Origin of the sequence: Pantoea sp. 18069 (genome assembly GCF_902706035.1) — a bacterium.
Classification (GTDB): Bacteria; Pseudomonadota; Gammaproteobacteria; order Burkholderiales; family Burkholderiaceae_C; genus Comamonas.
The window spans coordinates 84,472-102,328 of sequence record NZ_CACSJA010000008.1; the positions used below are offsets into that span (position 1 = coordinate 84,472).

At 65.9% G+C, this 17,857-nt stretch carries 16 protein-coding genes; all 16 read left to right on the forward strand.

The features are described 5' to 3' along the window. Positions 1-10 precede the first annotated feature (10 nt). The 16 genes from GVL12_RS08740 (at position 11) to GVL12_RS08815 (ending at position 17,851) form a co-directional block, all read left to right on the forward strand. Entirely contained in the window at positions 11-1,024 is a 1,014-nt protein-coding gene (locus tag GVL12_RS08740) for a hypothetical protein (RefSeq protein ID WP_159912912.1), read from the forward strand. Positions 1,025-1,969: 945 nt separating this feature from the next. Beyond that, entirely contained in the window at positions 1,970-3,808 is a 1,839-nt protein-coding gene (locus GVL12_RS08745; RefSeq protein WP_159912914.1) for a peptidase domain-containing ABC transporter, read from the forward strand. A gap of 2 nt (positions 3,809-3,810) precedes the next feature. After that, positions 3,811-5,163: an HlyD family type I secretion periplasmic adaptor subunit gene (locus GVL12_RS08750; RefSeq protein ID WP_159912916.1), complete on the forward strand. Its 1,353-nt coding sequence runs from the start codon at positions 3,811-3,813 to the stop codon at positions 5,161-5,163. Next, positions 5,163-6,854 (forward strand): TolC family protein, encoded by a 1,692-nt coding sequence (locus GVL12_RS08755; RefSeq protein ID WP_159912918.1) that lies wholly within the window; start codon positions 5,163-5,165, stop codon positions 6,852-6,854. The genes GVL12_RS08750 and GVL12_RS08755 overlap by 1 nt, the downstream gene beginning before the upstream one ends. Before the next feature lie 90 nt (positions 6,855-6,944). After that, positions 6,945-7,124, forward strand: a complete 180-nt coding sequence (locus GVL12_RS08760; RefSeq protein ID WP_159912920.1) for a Flp family type IVb pilin — start codon at positions 6,945-6,947, stop codon at positions 7,122-7,124. 14 nt (positions 7,125-7,138) lie between these two features. Beyond that, a complete protein-coding gene (locus GVL12_RS08765; protein ID WP_235033829.1) occupies positions 7,139-7,702 on the forward strand; it encodes a prepilin peptidase in 564 nt (187 codons plus the stop codon). 167 nt (positions 7,703-7,869) lie between these two features. Continuing rightward, positions 7,870-8,901, forward strand: coding sequence for a Flp pilus assembly protein CpaB (gene cpaB, locus GVL12_RS08770; RefSeq protein ID WP_159912922.1), 1,032 nt, complete (start codon positions 7,870-7,872; stop codon positions 8,899-8,901). A gap of 62 nt (positions 8,902-8,963) precedes the next feature. Beyond that, positions 8,964-10,364 carry a type II and III secretion system protein family protein gene (locus GVL12_RS08775; protein ID WP_159912924.1) on the forward strand — a complete coding sequence of 467 codons (1,401 nt, stop codon included), beginning with the start codon at positions 8,964-8,966 and terminating at the stop codon, positions 10,362-10,364. Positions 10,365-10,368: 4 nt separating this feature from the next. Then, a complete protein-coding gene (locus GVL12_RS08780; protein ID WP_159912926.1) occupies positions 10,369-11,886 on the forward strand; it encodes a pilus assembly protein CpaE in 1,518 nt (505 codons plus the stop codon). 7 nt (positions 11,887-11,893) lie between these two features. Further along, positions 11,894-13,210 (forward strand): CpaF family protein, encoded by a 1,317-nt coding sequence (locus GVL12_RS08785; RefSeq protein ID WP_159912928.1) that lies wholly within the window; start codon positions 11,894-11,896, stop codon positions 13,208-13,210. Between the two features lie 5 nt (positions 13,211-13,215). Then, positions 13,216-14,175, forward strand: coding sequence for a type II secretion system F family protein (locus GVL12_RS08790; RefSeq protein WP_200843609.1), 960 nt, complete (start codon positions 13,216-13,218; stop codon positions 14,173-14,175). Positions 14,176-14,268: 93 nt separating this feature from the next. After that, positions 14,269-15,264 carry a type II secretion system F family protein gene (locus tag GVL12_RS08795; protein WP_159912932.1) on the forward strand — a complete coding sequence of 332 codons (996 nt, stop codon included), beginning with the start codon at positions 14,269-14,271 and terminating at the stop codon, positions 15,262-15,264. Positions 15,265-15,267: 3 nt separating this feature from the next. Beyond that, positions 15,268-16,275 (forward strand): hypothetical protein, encoded by a 1,008-nt coding sequence (locus tag GVL12_RS08800; RefSeq protein ID WP_159912934.1) that lies wholly within the window; start codon positions 15,268-15,270, stop codon positions 16,273-16,275. Between the two features lie 9 nt (positions 16,276-16,284). Continuing rightward, a complete protein-coding gene (locus GVL12_RS08805; RefSeq protein ID WP_159912936.1) occupies positions 16,285-16,710 on the forward strand; it encodes a DUF3613 domain-containing protein in 426 nt (141 codons plus the stop codon). Positions 16,711-16,740: 30 nt separating this feature from the next. After that, entirely contained in the window at positions 16,741-17,247 is a 507-nt protein-coding gene (locus GVL12_RS08810; protein WP_200843610.1) for a TadE/TadG family type IV pilus assembly protein, read from the forward strand. A gap of 163 nt (positions 17,248-17,410) precedes the next feature. Beyond that, positions 17,411-17,851 (forward strand): TadE/TadG family type IV pilus assembly protein, encoded by a 441-nt coding sequence (locus tag GVL12_RS08815; RefSeq protein ID WP_159912940.1) that lies wholly within the window; start codon positions 17,411-17,413, stop codon positions 17,849-17,851. Positions 17,852-17,857: the final 6 nt, after the last annotated feature.

The following is a 17,857-nucleotide window of genomic DNA, read 5'->3' on the forward strand; positions in this document are numbered from 1 at the left end:
TAGGAAAGCTTTGATCCACAAACACCCCCTCACCACTGCCGGGCTGGCGCTGCCAGCGCAGGGCCACAAGCCATCCATGGAGAGCAGGACCACCCTCGCCCGCCAACTGGGCGCCGGCCTGCAATACCTGGAACAGCGGATCACGCTCCTTCCCGAGCCCTACTCCTGCTGTGTGCTGTTTTTCACCGTGGCCGCGAAAGGATCGGATGCCTGCGTTTTCTTTGTACGCAGAAGCACTCTGGAGGCGGCATGGCGCGAAGGCACGACCCGCGTGCGCCAGTGGGCCTGGGTGCGCCAGCTCAGCGCGGTCGAACTGCGCATCGACTGGCCGAATGAAATCGTGGTGATCGGCAGCCGCATTCCTGCGCTGTGCCAGTGGGGTTCGGCCTCGGCATGGGCACTGGCGGACGACGATCTGGAACACGCCGAGCTCATATCGCCGATGGCGCTTTTCAACACCCGCCAGAGTCCTCTCGACACACGGTTGAAACAGTTCATTGCCACCCCGGCCTTCCCCGCCATGGCGGATGTCAATTTGCTGCTGCGGCTTCAGGGCCTGCGCATTGGCGAGGATGGCGTACAGACCGAACTGCCGAAAGTGACGACTCCGCCGCCGCCCCCTGTGCCTGCGACCAGGATGCCGCCCGTGCGGACCGAGCCCCCTTCTTGCGAGCACCGGCAATGCCAGGGCAACGGATTGGAAAGCGTCGATTGCGACCGACTGTGCGTGACTTATGCGCTGCTGCTCGCGCAGCATCACGTTGCGGAAACGGAGTTGGCGCAGACCGGAATGATGCAAGCCATAGAGCGCGCGTTTGCATGCCTGGAGAAAAACATCGATAGCCTGGGCATGCGCGCCGACGCTGCCTACATAGAACAGGCCATGTGTCTGCTGATTTTTACCCGCTATATCGTCAACCGCAACACGGACGGCGCATTCACCAATTTCATTGGTCACCTGGAGAGGCTTGCGCAGGATTTGATCGCCATCAAGAATGCCGGCCCTCCGGACACCTCACCTTGAAAGCCTGTTTCAGAGGAGCCGAAGTGCAAAGCGCAAGGGATTTCACCTCCACGCTGCCGAAATGCCGCTGCGCACCGCCGGCTGCTTATTTGCCGTGCCCATCGGTAAATCGCGAAGTGGTAGCAATGCAGGGCCCAGCGAATTCAACGCAATGCATTAACGCGTGCGGGGGACCGGCTCACCCGGACGCGCCATTAAGAACAATTTGCATGATGAACAAACAAGCACGAATTCGCCTCAGGGTTTTCCATTACCCAATGGAAAGAGCGCCGCCGCCCCATATTCCCTCAACAGCCGTGCCAAGGAGCAGACTGCTGCCCCGCGGGCATCCCCTCGCAGAGACATCTGAAATTCTCACACACAAGCCGTGCGCGCCTTTAGTGGGATTTATCGGGCACGAGTTCCCAGCCTGCATCGATTAACCGATAGCTCCAACCGAAAAGCATTGAAGTCTCGAACTTTTCGGCATAAACGAATCACTTCGCGCAAAAACGAAAAAAATAGGAACGATTTCCACTAGAAAATCATCAATTTCCGTATACGCATCGTCGAAATTTCCCTCGCCGCGACAGCAGGCGAGGAGGGCCGCATTCCGTCTGCGCAAAGAGCGATAGGACGTGGGTAACCCGATAATTGTTATCTAAGACTTGCTGATGCTTCATTGCATATTTTGAGTACAGCGATTAAGAAAAACTATTCCAACAGAACCAACCCTGGAAAACAAACCTATTAAAATTTGGGGTTAAGATAACAACTGATTACTGAATTACACTAATAAAAACATCGATTAACACCAAAGCATCACTGTTGCAACTGAACCATCAACTTCGGGAAGACAAAGAAGGCTATCGACCCTAAAAAATCATAGAGAACAGGCTTTTTAGCGCGTTCTGCTCCAGGCCAGATAAAGGCCCGCGCCATTAACCGACAAAGACCGCCAGCCCCATGCTTCAATACCTGCTACCCCGCCAGTTGCTGACTGCCATCGACAAGGATGAGCAGACAGGCAAGACCTCGGGGTATGGCTCGGCCATAAGGGACTCGTTCGACAGAGCGTCCCGGCATCTGCGTCGGGCGGCATGGTTGTCCTTGCCTATCAGCCTGCTGGGCTTATTGCCTTCCATTTTCATCTTGCAGGTCTATAACCGGGTTATCTCGCGCGGCGGCATTGCGACGCTGACCGCCATGGTCGCCGGCGTTCTCTGTTTTCTTTGCCTGGAGCTGTGGCTACGCCGCCGGCGCGCCCTAGCGCTGCGCGAAGCGGGCGCGACCATCGACCGGGAAGTTTCCCAGACCCTGATGAACTGCATGCTGCGCCATCCGCTGCTGACGCTGGAGCGGCGCTCGGCCAGCCAGTGGCTGCAGCTGTTTCGCGATATCGGGGCGATGCGCTCGTGCGTATCGGGCGGCCTGGCGGCTTCGGTGCTCGATCTGCCCATGGCCCTGCTCGCGCTGGTCGTGATCGGCATCATTGCCTGGCCCGTGCTGCCGGTGATCCTGGTAGCGATGCTCATCCTGGGCGTGCTCGCCTGGTGGTGGGCTGATGAAGTGCGCAACTCCCGCGTCGAGGAAATCGAGCAGGCCCGCCAGCTCGATCGCGGCACGGCCGAGATCTGCAATGCGCGCACTACGCTCAAGGTGCTCGGTTATGACGATGCCGCAAAGCAGTCCTGGCAATCCGGCTACGACCGCTGGCTCGGCGAGAGCTTCCGCAAGAACGGCGAGATCGAGAATGCGCGCGAAACCGGCCATGTGCTGCTGACCCTCTTCTCCGTCGCCGTCATCACCGTGGGCGCCATTGCAATCAATGCCCAGTGGATGAGCATAGGCAGCCTGATGGCCGTCAATCTGCTGTCGGCCAAGGCCCTGGGCCCCATCGCCCAGCTCGCGAGCAACTGGCGTTCGCTGGCTCGAGCCAACGAGTCCACGCAGCGGCTGCAGGCCGTGCTGCGCGAGCCGCTGGAGCCCGCGGCCCAGACCATTGAGCCGCCGCGCCCGCGCGGCGCGTTCCGGCTCGACAACGTGAGCTTCCACTATCCCTCGGGCCATGTCGCGCTCGACCAGGTCTCGCTGCAACTGGGCCCCGGAGGCATCCATGCGATCCTGGGCCGCAACGGTGCCGGCAAGTCCACGCTGGCCAAGCTGCTCGCCGGCCTCTACCAGCCCACGCAAGGCAGCCTGTTCATCGATGAGTACGACATGGCCCAGTTCTCCCGCAGCGACCTCGGACGCTGGGTCGGCTGCCTGCCCCAGCAGTCCTACTGGTTCAGCGGCCCCATCATCGACACGCTGCGCATGGTCAACCCCGAAGCCGACAGCAACCGGATCTTTGTCGCCTGCAAGCTTTCGGGCGCGCACAACTTCATCAGCCGGCTGCCCAACGGCTACCAGACCGAGCTGGGCGAAGGCGGTGCCGGCCTGTCGGCGGGCGAGCTGCGCAAGCTCGGCCTGGCCCAGCTGTTCCTGCGCAATCCCTCGGTGCTGATTCTCGACGAGCCCAGCAACGACCTCGATTTCGAAAGCGAAACCGAGCTGCTGCAGACGCTCAGGCAGATCGCGGTCAAGCACACCATCGTCGTCGTCACCCATTCGCTGCGCGTGGCCTCGCTTGCCCAGCATGTCTACCACGTGCGCGGCGACGGCCAGGTCGACCACGGCACGCCCGAGAAAATGCTGCCGGAACTGTTTGGCGTGGCGCGCCCTGGCAGCGCCAGCCCCGCAAGCGATGCGCCCGTCCCGGCCACGGGCGCTGCGGCGGCGCAAACGGCACAAGTGGCGGTGTGAGCATGAGCACCCCACAAGAACTCCCCGAAGTCCTGCGCGATGCGCGCCAGGCGCCTGGCGCTGCCGATACGGCCGCCGTGAACCCGCGCGCGCGCGGCACCTCTGCGTTCTTCAGCCGGCAACGGCTGCTGATCGCCATCATTGCCGCGCTGGTGCTGGTCGGCCTGTTCTATCCGGTCGAAAACGTGGTGGTGGCAAGCGGCCAGGTGATTCCCTCGGACCGGGTGCAGACCGTACAGCATCTTGAAGGCGGCATCGTCACGTTGGTGCATGTGAAGGAAGGCCAGACCATCACCAAGGGCCAGCCGATTCTGGAAATCGACCTGGGCGGCGGCAGCCTCAACCTCGAGCAGCTCACCGCGCGCAGCGCGACGGCCCAGGCCGTCAGAACGCGCCTGGCGGCCGAAAGCCAGGGCCTCAAGCTCGACGCCAAACACTTCCCCGCCGAAGTCGATGCACGCATCGTGCGCTCCGAACTCGGCGCCTTCACCGCGCGTGCGCTCGAATACCGGGGCGGCCTGGCCTCGTCCCAGGCCATGCTTGCCCAGGCGCGCGGCGATGTCGCGCAGGTCCAGGCGCGCATCCAGGGGCTGGAAAACAGCCTGCGCCTGTACGAGCAGGAAGCCGCGATCGCCAACCAGCTCGCGGCCGAACAGCTCATAGGCCAGCTCGAAGTCATAGACAAGCAGCGCGCGCTCGAACAGGTGCGTGCAGACCTGGCCGCCGCAAGGCAAAGCCTCGTGAGCAACCGCGCAAAGGTCGAGCAGGCCCAGGCCAAGCTGATGGAAACGCAGGGCGCATTTCGCCGGCGTGCGTCCGACGAGCTGGCCCAGACCGAGCGCGAACTGATGAGTCTTTCGGAAGACCTGTCGCGCGCCCAGAACCAGCGCACCCGCACCGTGGTGCTCGCGCCCACCGACGGCATCGTCAAGGGCCTGCGCAGCTCGGGTGCGGGCTGGGTGGTCAAGCCCGGCGAGCCGATTCTCGAAATCGTGCCCGACAAGGACGAGATCGTGGTCGAGGCGCGCCTCAACCCCTCGGACCGCGGCTACGTGCATGTGGGGCAGGCGACCAAGGCCAAGATCACTGCCTACGACTATCTGCGCCACGGCTTTGTCGCGGGCGAGGTCCGGCTGGTCTCGGCCGATGCCGACAGGGACCCCAACCGCCCGGACTCGCCCTCTTATTTCCGCATCCAGGCCAGCCTGCAGCAGCCCTGGGTCGGCCGCGTCGACAACCGCATCACCACCGGCATGCAGGCCGAGCTGGACCTGCTGGTCGGCCATGAACCGTTCATCTGGTATCTGCTGCGCCCCGTGCTGCGCATCCAGAGCGAAGCGTTCCGGGAGCCCTGATGATGACGAGCCTAAACATCGCTCACGGAGCCTGCGCCACGGCCCTGGGGCTGCTGGCCTGCGCGCTGGCCCTGTCGGCGCCTGCGGCCGCACAGAGCGCAAGCGACAGCCTGGCCGCTTCCGTTCTGGTGGCCGCGCACAGCCATCCCGCGCTGCGCGGCGAGTCCGCCGAGCGGCCTGCGGGCGCCCTGCCCCTGCAGCTCGCGCAGCAGCTCACGCCCGGCTCGCTGGCGGTCAACCAGTCGCAAAAGCAATTGCTGCAGGCGCTCTACGAGATGCTTGGCGGCCACCCCGATGTGCTCAAGGCGCGCTCCGCGCTCGAGTCCGCGGGGCATGACCTCAATTCGGCGAAAAACGCACGCTGGCCCACCTTCAAGGTCGGCACCTCGTCGGGCAATGCCTCGATAGCCCAGGGCCAGCGCCGCGAGTCCTACACCGCCATCAACGCCGAAGTGCGCGTGAACCTGCTCGACGGCGGCGCGATCGGCGCGGGCATACGCTCGGCCGAAGAGATGGAAGCCGCGCAGGACAACGTGCTCTACAGCACGCGGCAGAACGTGCTGCTCGAAGCACTGACCGCGCTGCTTGAACTGCACCGTTTCGAGCGCAAGGCCCAGGTGGCGGCCGAATCGGCCGCCACCATAGGCCAGCTCGCGCATGTAGAGCAGCGCCGCGCCGAGCTCGGCGCGGTCGGCCGCAATGACCTGCGCCGGGCCGCCTCGCGCCGGGCCAGCGCGCTGGCCGAACAACACGCGCTGCAGTCGCAGCGCATGGACGCACTGGCGCGCTTCACGCGCTATTTCAACTACGTGCCCACGGGCCAGGCACTGCCCGAACTCGAAGTGCCCGACTACTGGCTGCCCGCGAGCGAGCAGGCCGCGCTGCAGGCCTCGGAACACCACAGTTCCGAGCTGCGCGAAACGCGCCACATGATAGAGCGCGCAACGGCCGAAGTCGAACGCAGCAAGGCCGAGCGCTTTCCCACGCTGGCCGGCGTCGTTGCCCAGACCAAGGACCCCAAGGGCGTGATCTACAACGAAGGCACGCGCTACGGCCTGGAGCTCAACTGGAACTTCGGCAATGGCTTCGAGCTGCGCGACCGCATTCTCAAGGCGATCAACGAATTGCAGGCCCAGGAAGCGCAGCAGGAAGCCGTGCGCCGCCAGGTGCAGGAAGCCGCCTCGGCCGCCTGGGGCCGCTGGCAGGCCGGCCGCGAGCGCGAAGCCCAGTTGACCGACGCGGTGCGCGAAGCGCGCACGGCCTTCGAAGGCTACCGCCGGCTGCTCGAAGTCGGCCGCGGCAGCCTGGCCCAGGTGCTCGATGCGCAACTGGACATGCAGCGCCTGATGCTGGACGAAGCCGACGCGCTTTACGACCAGCGCATCAACGGCCTGCGACTGGTGCGCACGACGGGGCAGTTGCTGCCCCGCGAGCTGCCCGAACATTGGCTGGACCGGCTGTTCGACCAGCCCACGGTCAGCCGCATTCCGACGGGCCCTGGCAGCACCGTGCCCCGCACCTCGCCGCAGACCGCGCCCGCCTTTGCCGGCGCGCGGCCCCAAGACGCCGCCACCACACCCCCCATTTTGCTGACACAGCGCCTGCAACTGCGCCTGGACACCCGTCTGGACCCCACGCTGCGCGCCCTGCCCCGGAACCCTCCCGTCGTCACCCACGCGCTGCGATGGTGACGCCCCTGTTTTCAGCCGCGGCCGCGAGCGCTAGCCCATCGCCCGCCAACCGCTTTTACTCCATGGGCCAGACTTTTGATTGGAATCAAGATGACCAACCTTATCAAGAACTTCTGGAATGACGAAGAGGGCGCTACTGCCATTGAGTATGGGCTGATTGCGGGGCTGATTGCGGTGGCGATCATCGTCACAGTCGGCGAGATTGGAGTGAGCCTCAATGGATTCTTCACCTACATCAAGACCAAGCTCGGTACTGCCCCGGCGTCGTAAGGGCACCGCAGCCCATGCCATCCCCCGTCTTGATGATGTCCCTCTGGCTGCTCTGGTTGATTGCCATTGCGGTCATGGACTTGCGCAGTCGCAAGGTACGCAATTGGATGGTGCTGCTGGGCCTGGGCACGGGTCTGGTGGCACTGGCCGGTGGTGTACAGCCCTTCCAGGTTACGGCCTGGAAGGCGCTGCTGGGCATGCTCGCGGCATTTGCCGCGCTGCTGCCTTTCTATGCGCTGCGCTGGATGGGCGCCGGGGATGTCAAGTTTGCGGCTGTTGTAGGCCTATGGCTTGGCTTCTCGCCTCAGCTTCTGGCGATCTGGATCGGCGGCAGTCTGCTGGCAGGCCTGCATGGCTTGTGCGTGCTCACCTGGCGCAGGCTGCGGGCCACGCCCACCGCAAGCTGGCTGCAGGCCCGCCTGCCGCTGCGGGCCGCGACGGCCCTGTTTGCTGCCGATGACTGCGCTGCGCGCGGCAATGCGCCACGCGTGATCGAGCGCAGCATTCCCTACGCGGGCTATATGGCGCTGACGGCGATCTGGCTGGTACTGGCCGGCGATCCCGCGCGGACCACCTAGAAAGGCATGGGCATGCAGCTTCATAACGCACACGGGTATTTCGCTTTCGCGGCCGGCAGGGGTTTCCCGCTGACTGGCCCCGAAAGCCAAGTTTCTGTACGGCGGCAACAGCCGGTTTTTCCGGTTTCGCCGTCATTTCAACCACAACGAACAAGGGAGCGCACGCTATGAACCTCACCAAGATTCTTGCCGGGCTGCTGCTCGTTCTGGCCATTGGCCTGGCCATAGGTGCCTGGATGCTGAGCCGCCCGTCCAACCGGCCGGTTTCGCCGGTCGCAAGCACTGCACCGGCCGCGCCCAAAGCGCCGCTGGAGCAGCACGCCGTTGTCGTCGCCGCCAAGGCGATTGCAGCCGGCCAGCGCCTGACCGCCGAAGACGTCAAGATTGTCCAGTTGCCCACGGCCGTCGCCAGCAGCTTCAGCAGCGCCGACGCGGTGCTGGGCCGCACCACGGTCATGGCCATGGCGGCCGACGCGCCCTTGTTCGAGCAGCACCTGCTCAACGGCCTGGCGCTGCAACTCGAAAACGGCCAGCGCGCGGTATCGGTGGCGGTCAAGGAACCCATGGCCGCAGGCCACCATGTGCGGCCCGGCGACTTTGTCGATGTGTTCTTCACGCTTGACGGCAAGACCGACCAGGCCAACGTGGACACGCAGACCCGCCTGCTGCTGGCGCGCAGCCGCGTACTGGCCTACGGCGCGGCCAGCGTGGAGAACCCGCCGCCCAGCGCCGCCCAGCGCAAGGTGCAGGAAGAGGACACCGGCAGCAGCCTGCGCCGCGGCAGCGGCCAGCGCGAAAGCCAGAACGCGCGCCCCGACAACGCCAATACCGCCGTGCTCGCCGTGCCGCTGGACGACGTGCAGCGGCTGACCCTGGCCGAAAAATACGGCCAGCTGACGCTCGCGCTGCGCCATCCCGACGACAGCAGCGTTCCCGAGGCCTCGCTGTTCGCGGCCCTGCCCACGGTGCTCCAGCCGGTCGCCGGGCGCCTGCCCAAAGGCGAACCACTGCAGCCCGTCGACCGTTCCTATGCAGGCCTGCGCTTCAAGGATCTGGCCGCGGGAGCGGACGCGAAGAATACGCGCCGCCCGCCAGCCCCCGTGCAGACAGCGGCGGCGCGCGCGCCAAAGGCCCAGCCCCCACGCCAGCAGGCCGTCGAGCTTTACCAGGGAAGCGCCGTGCAGACCGTGAGCTATTGAGACCACACCATTGCCCGCTTGCGTCCGCCGCAGGCCCTTCTCGTGCACACAGGGTAGAGACCATGAAAACCGCAACCATTTCGCAATCGACCGTCATCGGCCTCCTGGGCAGCCTGGCCTTGTGCGCAAGCCCGTCGAGCGGCATGGCCCAGCCGACGGCCGAGACGCCCGCGCCCGCCACTGCGCGCACGGGCCTTGGCGATGCAGGCCCCATGCTGGACCTGACCGTGGGCCAGCAGCATTTGCTGCAGGAGAACGCGGCCGTGGAGCGCATCGCCGTGGGCGACCCGAATGTGCTCGATGTCAAAGTGCTGCGCGACCTGGGCCCGGCCGCGTCCCGCGCTTCCGGGGCACGCACGGCGCAGTTGCTGCTCACGCCCAAGGCGCCCGGCCAGACCACCCTGGTGGTCTGGCCGGTCAACGGCGCGCCGCACACCCGGCAGGTGCACATAGGCAGCCAGCGCCTGTTGCTCGAGCGCCGCCTGGGCTCGCTGCCCCAGCACGCGCAGGCGCTGGCCGAACTGCGCTCTGCAGCGCCCAGGGACGCGGTGCTGGTCGACCGGTCCACCGTCAAGGTCGCAAGCAATACCGTACAGGTCGATGTGCAGGTCGTGGAGTTCAAGAAATCGGCGCTGCGACGCGCGGGCATGAACCTCGCGAGCGGCGGCCCGAACAACCATGGCTTCCAGTTCGGCGTCTACACGCCCGGCAACAGCAATGCAGCCAGTGGCGGCACCTCGGGCGGCGACAGCGGCGGCTCTGCCATTACCAATGCCATGAACCTGGTGCTGGGCTTTGGCAAGGCATTCAGCGGTGCGGGCATTACCGCGCAGCTGGGCTTTCTCGAAAGCAATGGCCTGGCCCGCGTGCTCGCCAAGCCGACGCTGGTCGCCCACACCGGCCAGAGCGCGAGCTTTCTCGCCGGCGGCGAAATCCCGATTCCCGTGCCGGGCCGCGACGGCAATATCGCCATCGAGTACAAGGAATTCGGCGTCAAGCTGCAGCTCACGCCGACCATTCTTTCCGACGAGCGCATCGCGCTCAAGGTCGCGCCCGAAGCCAGCGACCTCGACTACACCCAGGGGCTGAGCATCAGCGGCGTCTCGGTGCCGGCGCTGCGCACGCGCCGCGCCGACACCATGGTCGAGCTCGCCGATGGCGAAAGCTTCATCATCGGCGGCCTGGTCAACCGCGCCACCATTTCCAGCGTCAGCAAGGTGCCGCTGCTCGGCGACCTGCCCATCCTGGGCACCTTCTTCAAGAACCTCAACTACTCGCAGGAAGAGACCGAGCTGGTCATCATCGTCACGCCGCGCCTGGTGCAGCCCCTGCCGGCCAATACCGACCTCGAGGCCATGCTGCCTGGGGCACGCTCCGAGCAGCGCAATGCCGGCAAGGTCTGGGCACCGTACCTCCTGGGCGCGCCCTATGCCAACTCGGCGCTGCCGGGTTTCTCCTATTGATACCATGAGCAAAGAGCCATTTGCCCCCCTGCCTCCCGGCGACAAACCGCCAGTGCCGTCGCTCGCCGATCTTCTGGCCGCGCGTGCGCATGACGCCGATGCGGCGGACCTGACCGGCGCAGACCAGGACAGCAGGCAGACCGCAGACGCCACGCCCGGCCCTGCGCGGCCTGAGCTGCCGAAACCGTCACCGGTCCATGCCCGCGCTGGCGCCGCGCCGATTGCGCAGGAGGAAGCGGTGCCCGTCAAGGTGCCCCTGCTGCTGGTGCATGCCGAGTTCTCGGAAGGCGCGCTGATCCAGACCTGGATGCAGCATGTGATGAAGGGCCCTTCCCTGCACCTCGCGCGCTTTCAGGAAGGGTTGACCGATCTGGTGCTGGACCACCAGCCGTATGCGGTGCTGATCCAGTTCGATCCCGGCTGTATCGATGCGGCCGTCGCGCTCTCTGCGCAGCTGCAGACGCAGTACCCGCAGATTCCCCGGCTCGCCATCGGCCGCGCGCGCCACGGCCAATGCATGCTGGCCGCGCTGCGCACCGGCGTGCAGGATTTTCTCGATATCGACGGCTCGGTCGAGACCGCGCAACTGGTCGTGCGCAAGCTGCTCAGCAGCCCGCCATCCGCGGGCCTGCATGTGTCGCGCGCACCGCAGACCGCCATCGTTTCGGCGCGCGCGGGGCTGGGGTGCAGCCTGCTGGCCGCGCACCTGAGCTGGCATCTGCAGGCGCGACTCTGCGGCGCACCGCCTGCCTCGGCTGCAGCGCCCGCCGCACAGGGCGAGGCGTCGGCGGCTGCGGATGGTGCGGCCAAAGAGCCGCTGTCCAGCCTGCTGATCGAACTCGGCACGCTCGGCGGAGATTGCGCGATGTATCTCAACACCCCGGGCGAGTTCGACTTCACCGACGCCGTCAACCAGCAGCGCCGCCTGGACCGGCGCATGGCGCAAAGCGCGCTCGCACACCACGCGAGTGGCCTGCGATTGCTCACGCTCGCACGCCATGCGCATGCCTTGCCCTCCACCGAAGTGCAGGCCCTGCTCAACCGGCTGGGCCATTATTTCCGCCATATCGTGCTCGACATGGGGGCGACCGAGTCGCAGCAGATGCTCAAGGACGTGCTGCCCACGGCCAGCGAAGTCTGGGTGGTGTGCGACCAGAGCGTGGCCAGCGTGGTCTGGACCGCCGAATTGCTGCAATACCTCGACGGGCTGCAGATTCCGCGCAGCCGCCGGCAGCTGATCGTCAGCCGCCACGACCCGCGCCTGGAGCTGAGCGCCGAGCAGATCGCGCGCCAGCTGCACTTGCCCCTGCTGGCCCATCTGCCCGAACGCCGCCGGGAGCTGGCCCAGGTGGTCAACCAGGGAATGCTGTTCACACCCCAGCAAAAGCGCGAGCCTTATGTGCAGGCGGTCGAGAAACTGGTGGACCGTCTGCTGGCCGATCACCACCCGGAAACGGCGCTGGCGAAAACTGCATCTGCGAGCCCGCTCAACCGACTGTTGCAACGCATCAGAACCCACTGAACGCACCATGATGACCACGGCCTACTCCCCTCAGACGCATGCCAGCCCTGCCGAGTTCGAGAACAGCGCGCTGCTCGCCGACCTCAAGAACAATGCCTACGACCACCTGCTCAGCCGCATCGAGGAACTGGGCGCGGAGTTCGGGCGTTGGTCACCGGCCGCGATTGCGCAGTTCGTGTCGCTGGAGCTCGACAGCTTCATCCGGCTGCACGCCGTGCCCGTCAACGAGCAGGAAGCCCACCAGGTCGCAAGCGCGCTGACGCGCGAGCTCACGGGGCTGGGCCCGCTGCAGACGCTGCTCGATGACCCGAATGTCGAGGACATCCTGATCAACGGCTACAAGGACATCTACGTCTCGCGCGGCGGGATATTGAAGCGCGAAACCTCGCAGTTCAAGGACGACGAACATGTGCTGCGCATCGTGCGGCGCATTCTCGCGCCGCTGGGCCGGCGCCTGGACGAATCCAGCCCCATGGTCGATGCCCGGTTGCCCGACGGCGGGCGCATCAATGTCATCATCGCGCCGCTGTCCATCGACGGGCCCTCGGTGTCCATACGCAAGTTCCGCAAGGACCCGCTGACGCCCAAGGACCTGGTCAAGCTCGGCACCTTCAACGCCGACATCTGCCGCATCCTGGAGATGGCCGTGCAGTCGCGCTGCAATATCCTGATCAGCGGCGGCACCAGCTCGGGCAAGACGTCGCTGCTCAACGCGCTGGCCACCTTCATTCCCGGGCGCGAGCGCATCGTCAGCATCGAGGACACGGCCGAGCTGTCGCTGAACCACAGCCATGTGGTGCGGCTCGAAAGCCGCCCGGGCGGCTTTGACGGCAGCGGCCATGTGAGCATTCGCGACCTGCTGGTCAACAGCCTGCGCATGCGCCCTGACCGCATCATCGTCGGCGAAGTGCGCAGCGGCGAAGTGCTGGACCTGCTGCAGGCCATGAATACCGGCCACGACGGCTCCATGGGCACCATCCACGCGAGTTCGCCGCGCGAATGTCTGTACCGCGCCGAAATGCTCGCCGGGTTTGCGGGCTTCCAGGGCAGCGAGACCAGCCTGCGCCGCCAGATTGCGAATGCCATCGACTTCATCGTGCAGATCGGCCGCCTGTCCAACGGCCGGCGGCGCCTGCTGTCGTTGACCGAAGTGACCGGCATGTCGGACAACATCATTTCTATGCAGGAGCTCTACCGCTACGAGCCCCAGATGGATGCCGATGGCCAGGAACTCGACCACTGGGTCTCCATGGGCATCTCGCCGCATTCTCCCAAGCTGCTGAGCTGGTGGCGTTCGCAGCAAAGCCAGGGGAACGAGCGATGACCTCCATGGCCCCCGCAATCCTGGTGCTGTGCGCGCTCGCCTGCGTGCTGTTCGCGCTCGCGCTCTGGCTGTTTGCGAGCGCCCGGCGCAAGCAGGCGCAGCAGTCCATCCAGAGCACGCTGCGGCGCAGTCTGGACATACGGCGCGAGCTGCACATCAGCGAGCCTTTGAACCTGCCCGGCGCGGGCGCGCCGACCATGCCGACCCAGGCCCAGCCGGCGCAGCCCGATGCCTTGCGCCGGCTCAAGGCATATCTGCGCTACAAGGCCTGGGGCATTGCGCCGCGCACGCTGGTGCTGATGGCGCTGGGAGCGCTGGCGCTGTCGGTGATCGCGGCGCTGCAAGGCGGCGCCGTCATGGGCGCGATGGTGCTGGGGCTGTGCCTGCTGCTGGGCGCGTTCGGCATCTGGCTGCGCCTGAGCCGGCGCCGCGCCAAGATGCTCACGCAATTGCCCGGTTTTCTCGACAACATGGTGCGGCTGCTGTCCATTGGCAACTCGCTGCCCGCGGCCTTCCAGTTCGCCAGCAGCAACGTGCCCCAGCCGCTGGGAGCGGCGCTGCAGCATGCGTCGGCCTCGCTCAATGTCTCGCCCGACCTGGGCCAGGCCATGGCGCAACTCGAGCGCACCTGGGGCCTGCCCGAGTTCGGGCTGCTGGCCGCGGTGTTTCGCATGACCACGCGCTACGGCGGGCGCGCCGACGTGGTGCTCGAGCGCGTGTCCAGCTATATCCGCGATCGCCAGTCGGCCGAACGCGAGCTGCATGCAATGTCGGCGGAAGTGCGGCTGTCAGCCTGGATTCTGGCGCTGCTGCCCATCGTGGTCGGCACCATGATCATGCTGCTCAACCAGGGCTACTTCATGCGCATGTGGAACGACGGCATGGGCCAGAAGATGATTCTCGTCGCCGCCGCGCTGCAGATTTTCGGCTCGTTTTTTCTGTACCGCCTGGCCCGCCTCAAGTAGGACGCAAAGCCCCATGCTCACAGAAACCACCACCCCGTTCTTCACGCGACCGCGCAGCGCCGTGCTGCGGCTTGCCCTTTCCAAGGAGCAGCCATGACGGAGCAGCAACTGTGGATTGCCAGCCTTGCGCTCGCGGCCCTGGGCGTGCTGCTGCTGGCCGGCGCGCTGGCCTGGCAGCTGCGCCGCTCGGCGCGCGCGGAAGCGCGCGTCGGCGAAATGCTGCACGTGCGCGAAGCCAGCGCGGCGGCGATGGCCCCCTTTCCCATGCCCGGCGCCCCTGCGCTGTCGGCGAGCGCCGGCGGCGACAAGGCCGAAGCGGCCATGGCGCAATCGGTCGCCAACAGCCTCAGGCCGCCGGCATGGCTGCAATCGGGTCTGTCCAAAGCGCTGTTCGCCAGCGAAGACCGCAAGCTGATGGAACTGGCGGGCCTGGAAGTCGCGCGCGGCGGCCTGGTCTACGTGATCAGCCGCGTGGTGCTGGCGCTTTCGCTGCCCCTGCTGGTATTGCTGCTGCTCCAGCCCAAGGGCTTGTATGCGCTGATCTTTGGCTTTCTTGCCTTTGGCCTCGGAATGATGCTGCCCAAATGGGTGGTGCGCTCCAAGGCCAACAAACGCCGCCAGTGCGTGGTCGACGAGCTGCCGCTGTTTGTAGACCTCCTGCGCCTGCTCCAAGGTGTAGGCCTGAGCATTGACCAGAGCATGCAGATTCTCGCGACGGAATTCACGGGCGTGCTGCGTGTGATCGGCAACGAGCTGGCGCTTGCCAACCGGCTTTACAGCAGCGGCCGCACGCGCGAGCAGTCGCTGCAGCGCCTTGCCTACCTCGGTGCCGATGACGATCTCAGCGCCGTCGTCAATCTGCTGGTGCAGGTCGACAAGCATGGCGGCGCCGTGCAGGACCCGCTCAAGGAATTCAGCCTGCGCCTGCGCGAAAAGCGCCAGGCGGGCTTCAAGGAAAAGATAGGAATCATCACCGTCAAGATGACCGGCGTCATGGTGCTGACCCTGCTGCCGGCCCTGCTTGTCATCACGGCGGGCCCGGGCTTCACGGCCGTCATCCGTTCGCTGTCTTCCATGGGAGGGAAATAGGCCATGTCGACCAACGCACGCTTTTCGCAGCCGCACCGCACCGCCGCCGGGCTCGCACTCGCGGCCTGCTCGCTGCTGCTCGCGGGCTGCGCGTCCAAGCCCGCACAAGGCTATGGCGCGGCCGCCGATGCCGGCCTGGCGCTGCAGGCGCAGCAGCAGATGGAAAAAGCCGAGCAAGCCACGCAGATCGACCCCCAGCAGACCTATCTGAGCCTGATCACGCAAATGCAGCAGGCCAACCAGTGGTATGCCTCGCTTGCACATACCGAAGCGTTCGAGCGCCAGCACGGCGCCAGCGCGCAGATGCGGCTGTTGCGCGCCGATGCGCAGCGCAATACCGGCCAGGTGCTGCTCGCCGAGAAGGAATACCGCGCGCTGCTGGGCGAGCCGGACAGCACGACCCAGGCCCGCGCCCACCGCGGCCTGGGGCTGCTGCATGCGGGCCACAAACGCTACGCGCAGGCGGTCGCGCAACTCGAGCGCGCGCGCCAGCTCAACCCCATTGACGCCGACCTGCTCAGCGACCTGGCCTACACCCATATGCTGGACGGCCAGCTGGACGCGGCATCGCTGCCGATGCTGCAGGCAGCGCAGCTCGCGCCGTCGAATGCGCGTGTCCAGCTGAACCTCGCGCTGTACTGGCTGGCCAGCGGCGCCCAGGACCAGGCCACGCAACTGCTGGACCGCCTGCGCCAGCCCCCGGCCAGGAACGCCGCGCCGCTGATCGACGACACCTCGTTGCAGACCCTGCAGGCCCAGCTCGCAACCATCGCGCAGGCCGTGCAAAACCGTGCAAATGCAGCCGTGCCGCAGGGCCTGGCAGCGCCTGCGCTTGCAGCCTCGGTGGCCGCGCCTGAAAAGCTCAGAACCATCGTCCTTGACTATCCGCCGCGTGCGCCCGCGGCGGATGCCGGCGCCAGCAATGCCTTGCCAGCGCCAGCGCCCGCCCGCGCGCTCGATGCACCCACGCTCACGGCAGACCGCAGCCCTGCGCCCGCCCATCCGCAATAAGGAAGCACCATGATGTCCCATTTCGCATCCCATACGCGCCGCCTCTGCACGCCGATGGCGGCGCTGCTGCTGGGGCTGGCTTTCGCCAGCGCAGCCCATGCCCAGGTGGACCCGGCTGACCGCACCGTCGCCTCCGTGGAAGTGGCGCAGCCCAGCCCCATTGAGGCCGGCAGCCTTGCGCAGCCCTCCCCCGCAGTGGCCCAGGCTGCTGTTCAGGCACCCAATGCCGTTCAGCCCCTGCCCCTGCGCGTCAGAAGAATCGACATAGGCAGCGCCACGGAGGCGCTCTGGGACATGCAGCGCGCCTCGCCCGGCGTACACCCGCGCAGCATCGATGGCGAGCAGGCCAGCCGCAGCTATCAGCGCTATCTCAAGAGTTTCGAGACCACCATTCCGGAGCACTACAGCACCGGCCTGGGCGTCGCGACGAAGTAAGCGCGCCTCATCCAAATGAAGGATCACGCCATGCCATTGCCACCACGAACCTCTGCCCCGCCACGCCGGCAGCGTGGTGTCTATGCGCTGGAATGGGCGCTGGTCTTCATCGTGTTTTTCATGCTGCTCTACGCCATCCTGAGCTTCGGCCTGGGCTTTCTGGTGCGCGAATCGATGCAATGGGCCGTCGAGGACGGCGCGCGCGCGGCGCTGCAATTCAAGACCTCCCGCACCGATCGCCAGGCGCGCGCACTGGCCGTCGTGAAGAACAACCTGGACTGGCTGCCTGCGCAGCTCAAGGGCACGATAGACAGCAACTTCAGTTTCATGGTCTGCGAACTCAATAACAACGCGAATTGCCCCGAAGACCTGGTCTGCGACCTCGACAAGAACGCTCCCTGCATGGTGCAGGTACGGCTGACGCTGCCGTACGCACAGCACGCTTTCACCCCATCGCTGACGATGGGCCTGCTCGAAGTCGCAATGCCCGATCTGCAGGCGCAGGCCCAGATCGTCGTCGATCAGAAGGGGTTCTGACATGCGCCACACCTCCGATTGCATTCCATCGTTTCCGCGCGGAGCACAGCATTCCCTCGCCCCTTCGACGGGCCCGGAACTCAGGACGAACGCCCCCACTACCGTTCGCCCTGAGCTTGTCGAAGGGCGTTTTGCGCCAGGGCGCTCAAAGCGAAGCGGCTTCATGCCCCCGCCCTTTCGCCTGCAACGCGGCATTGCGGCCCTGGAATTCGCCTTGCTGGCGCTGTTCGTGATGCTGCCGATCTTTCTCGGCATATTCGTCTTCTGGGAAGTGCTGCAGACGCAGCAGGTGGTCACGCGCGCCACGGGGGATGGGGCACGGCAGGTATCCCGCATGCTGCACGCACCGAAATCCGATGGCACAGCCCATTCGCAAACGGAAGCACTCGAAGCCGCGCAAACGTCCATCAGAGCAGCATTGCGCAGCCATCTGGGCAACGCGGCGAACCCCACGGTCACGTTGGACGGCACAGGGGCCTTGACCCTGAACGTCACCTACGCGCGCCCGGCGCTGCTGGGCAGCGCGGGTGGGCTGAACTTCATCGAGCCCGAGACCATCCAGGCCCGCAGCGTCATCCAGTACGCCGTGGACACCCCGCCATGAAACCGG

Coding starts and splice junctions, on each gene's coding strand:
- GVL12_RS08760 (WP_159912920.1), top strand. CDS start 6,945: ATGACCAACCTTATCAAGAACTTCTGGAATGACGAAGAGGGCGCTACT.
- GVL12_RS08745 (WP_159912914.1), top strand. CDS start 1,970: ATGCTTCAATACCTGCTACCCCGCCAGTTGCTGACTGCCATCGACAAG.
- GVL12_RS08785 (WP_159912928.1), top strand. CDS start 11,894: ATGATGACCACGGCCTACTCCCCTCAGACGCATGCCAGCCCTGCCGAG.
- GVL12_RS08765 (WP_235033829.1), top strand. CDS start 7,139: ATGCCATCCCCCGTCTTGATGATGTCCCTCTGGCTGCTCTGGTTGATT.
- GVL12_RS08810 (WP_200843610.1), top strand. CDS start 16,741: ATGCCATTGCCACCACGAACCTCTGCCCCGCCACGCCGGCAGCGTGGT.
- GVL12_RS08780 (WP_159912926.1), top strand. CDS start 10,369: ATGAGCAAAGAGCCATTTGCCCCCCTGCCTCCCGGCGACAAACCGCCA.
- GVL12_RS08800 (WP_159912934.1), top strand. CDS start 15,268: ATGTCGACCAACGCACGCTTTTCGCAGCCGCACCGCACCGCCGCCGGG.
- GVL12_RS08755 (WP_159912918.1), top strand. CDS start 5,163: ATGATGACGAGCCTAAACATCGCTCACGGAGCCTGCGCCACGGCCCTG.
- GVL12_RS08750 (WP_159912916.1), top strand. CDS start 3,811: ATGAGCACCCCACAAGAACTCCCCGAAGTCCTGCGCGATGCGCGCCAG.
- cpaB (WP_159912922.1), top strand. CDS start 7,870: ATGAACCTCACCAAGATTCTTGCCGGGCTGCTGCTCGTTCTGGCCATT.
- GVL12_RS08775 (WP_159912924.1), top strand. CDS start 8,964: ATGAAAACCGCAACCATTTCGCAATCGACCGTCATCGGCCTCCTGGGC.
- GVL12_RS08790 (WP_200843609.1), top strand. CDS start 13,216: ATGGCCCCCGCAATCCTGGTGCTGTGCGCGCTCGCCTGCGTGCTGTTC.
- GVL12_RS08815 (WP_159912940.1), top strand. CDS start 17,411: ATGCCCCCGCCCTTTCGCCTGCAACGCGGCATTGCGGCCCTGGAATTC.
- GVL12_RS08805 (WP_159912936.1), top strand. CDS start 16,285: ATGATGTCCCATTTCGCATCCCATACGCGCCGCCTCTGCACGCCGATG.
- GVL12_RS08795 (WP_159912932.1), top strand. CDS start 14,269: ATGACGGAGCAGCAACTGTGGATTGCCAGCCTTGCGCTCGCGGCCCTG.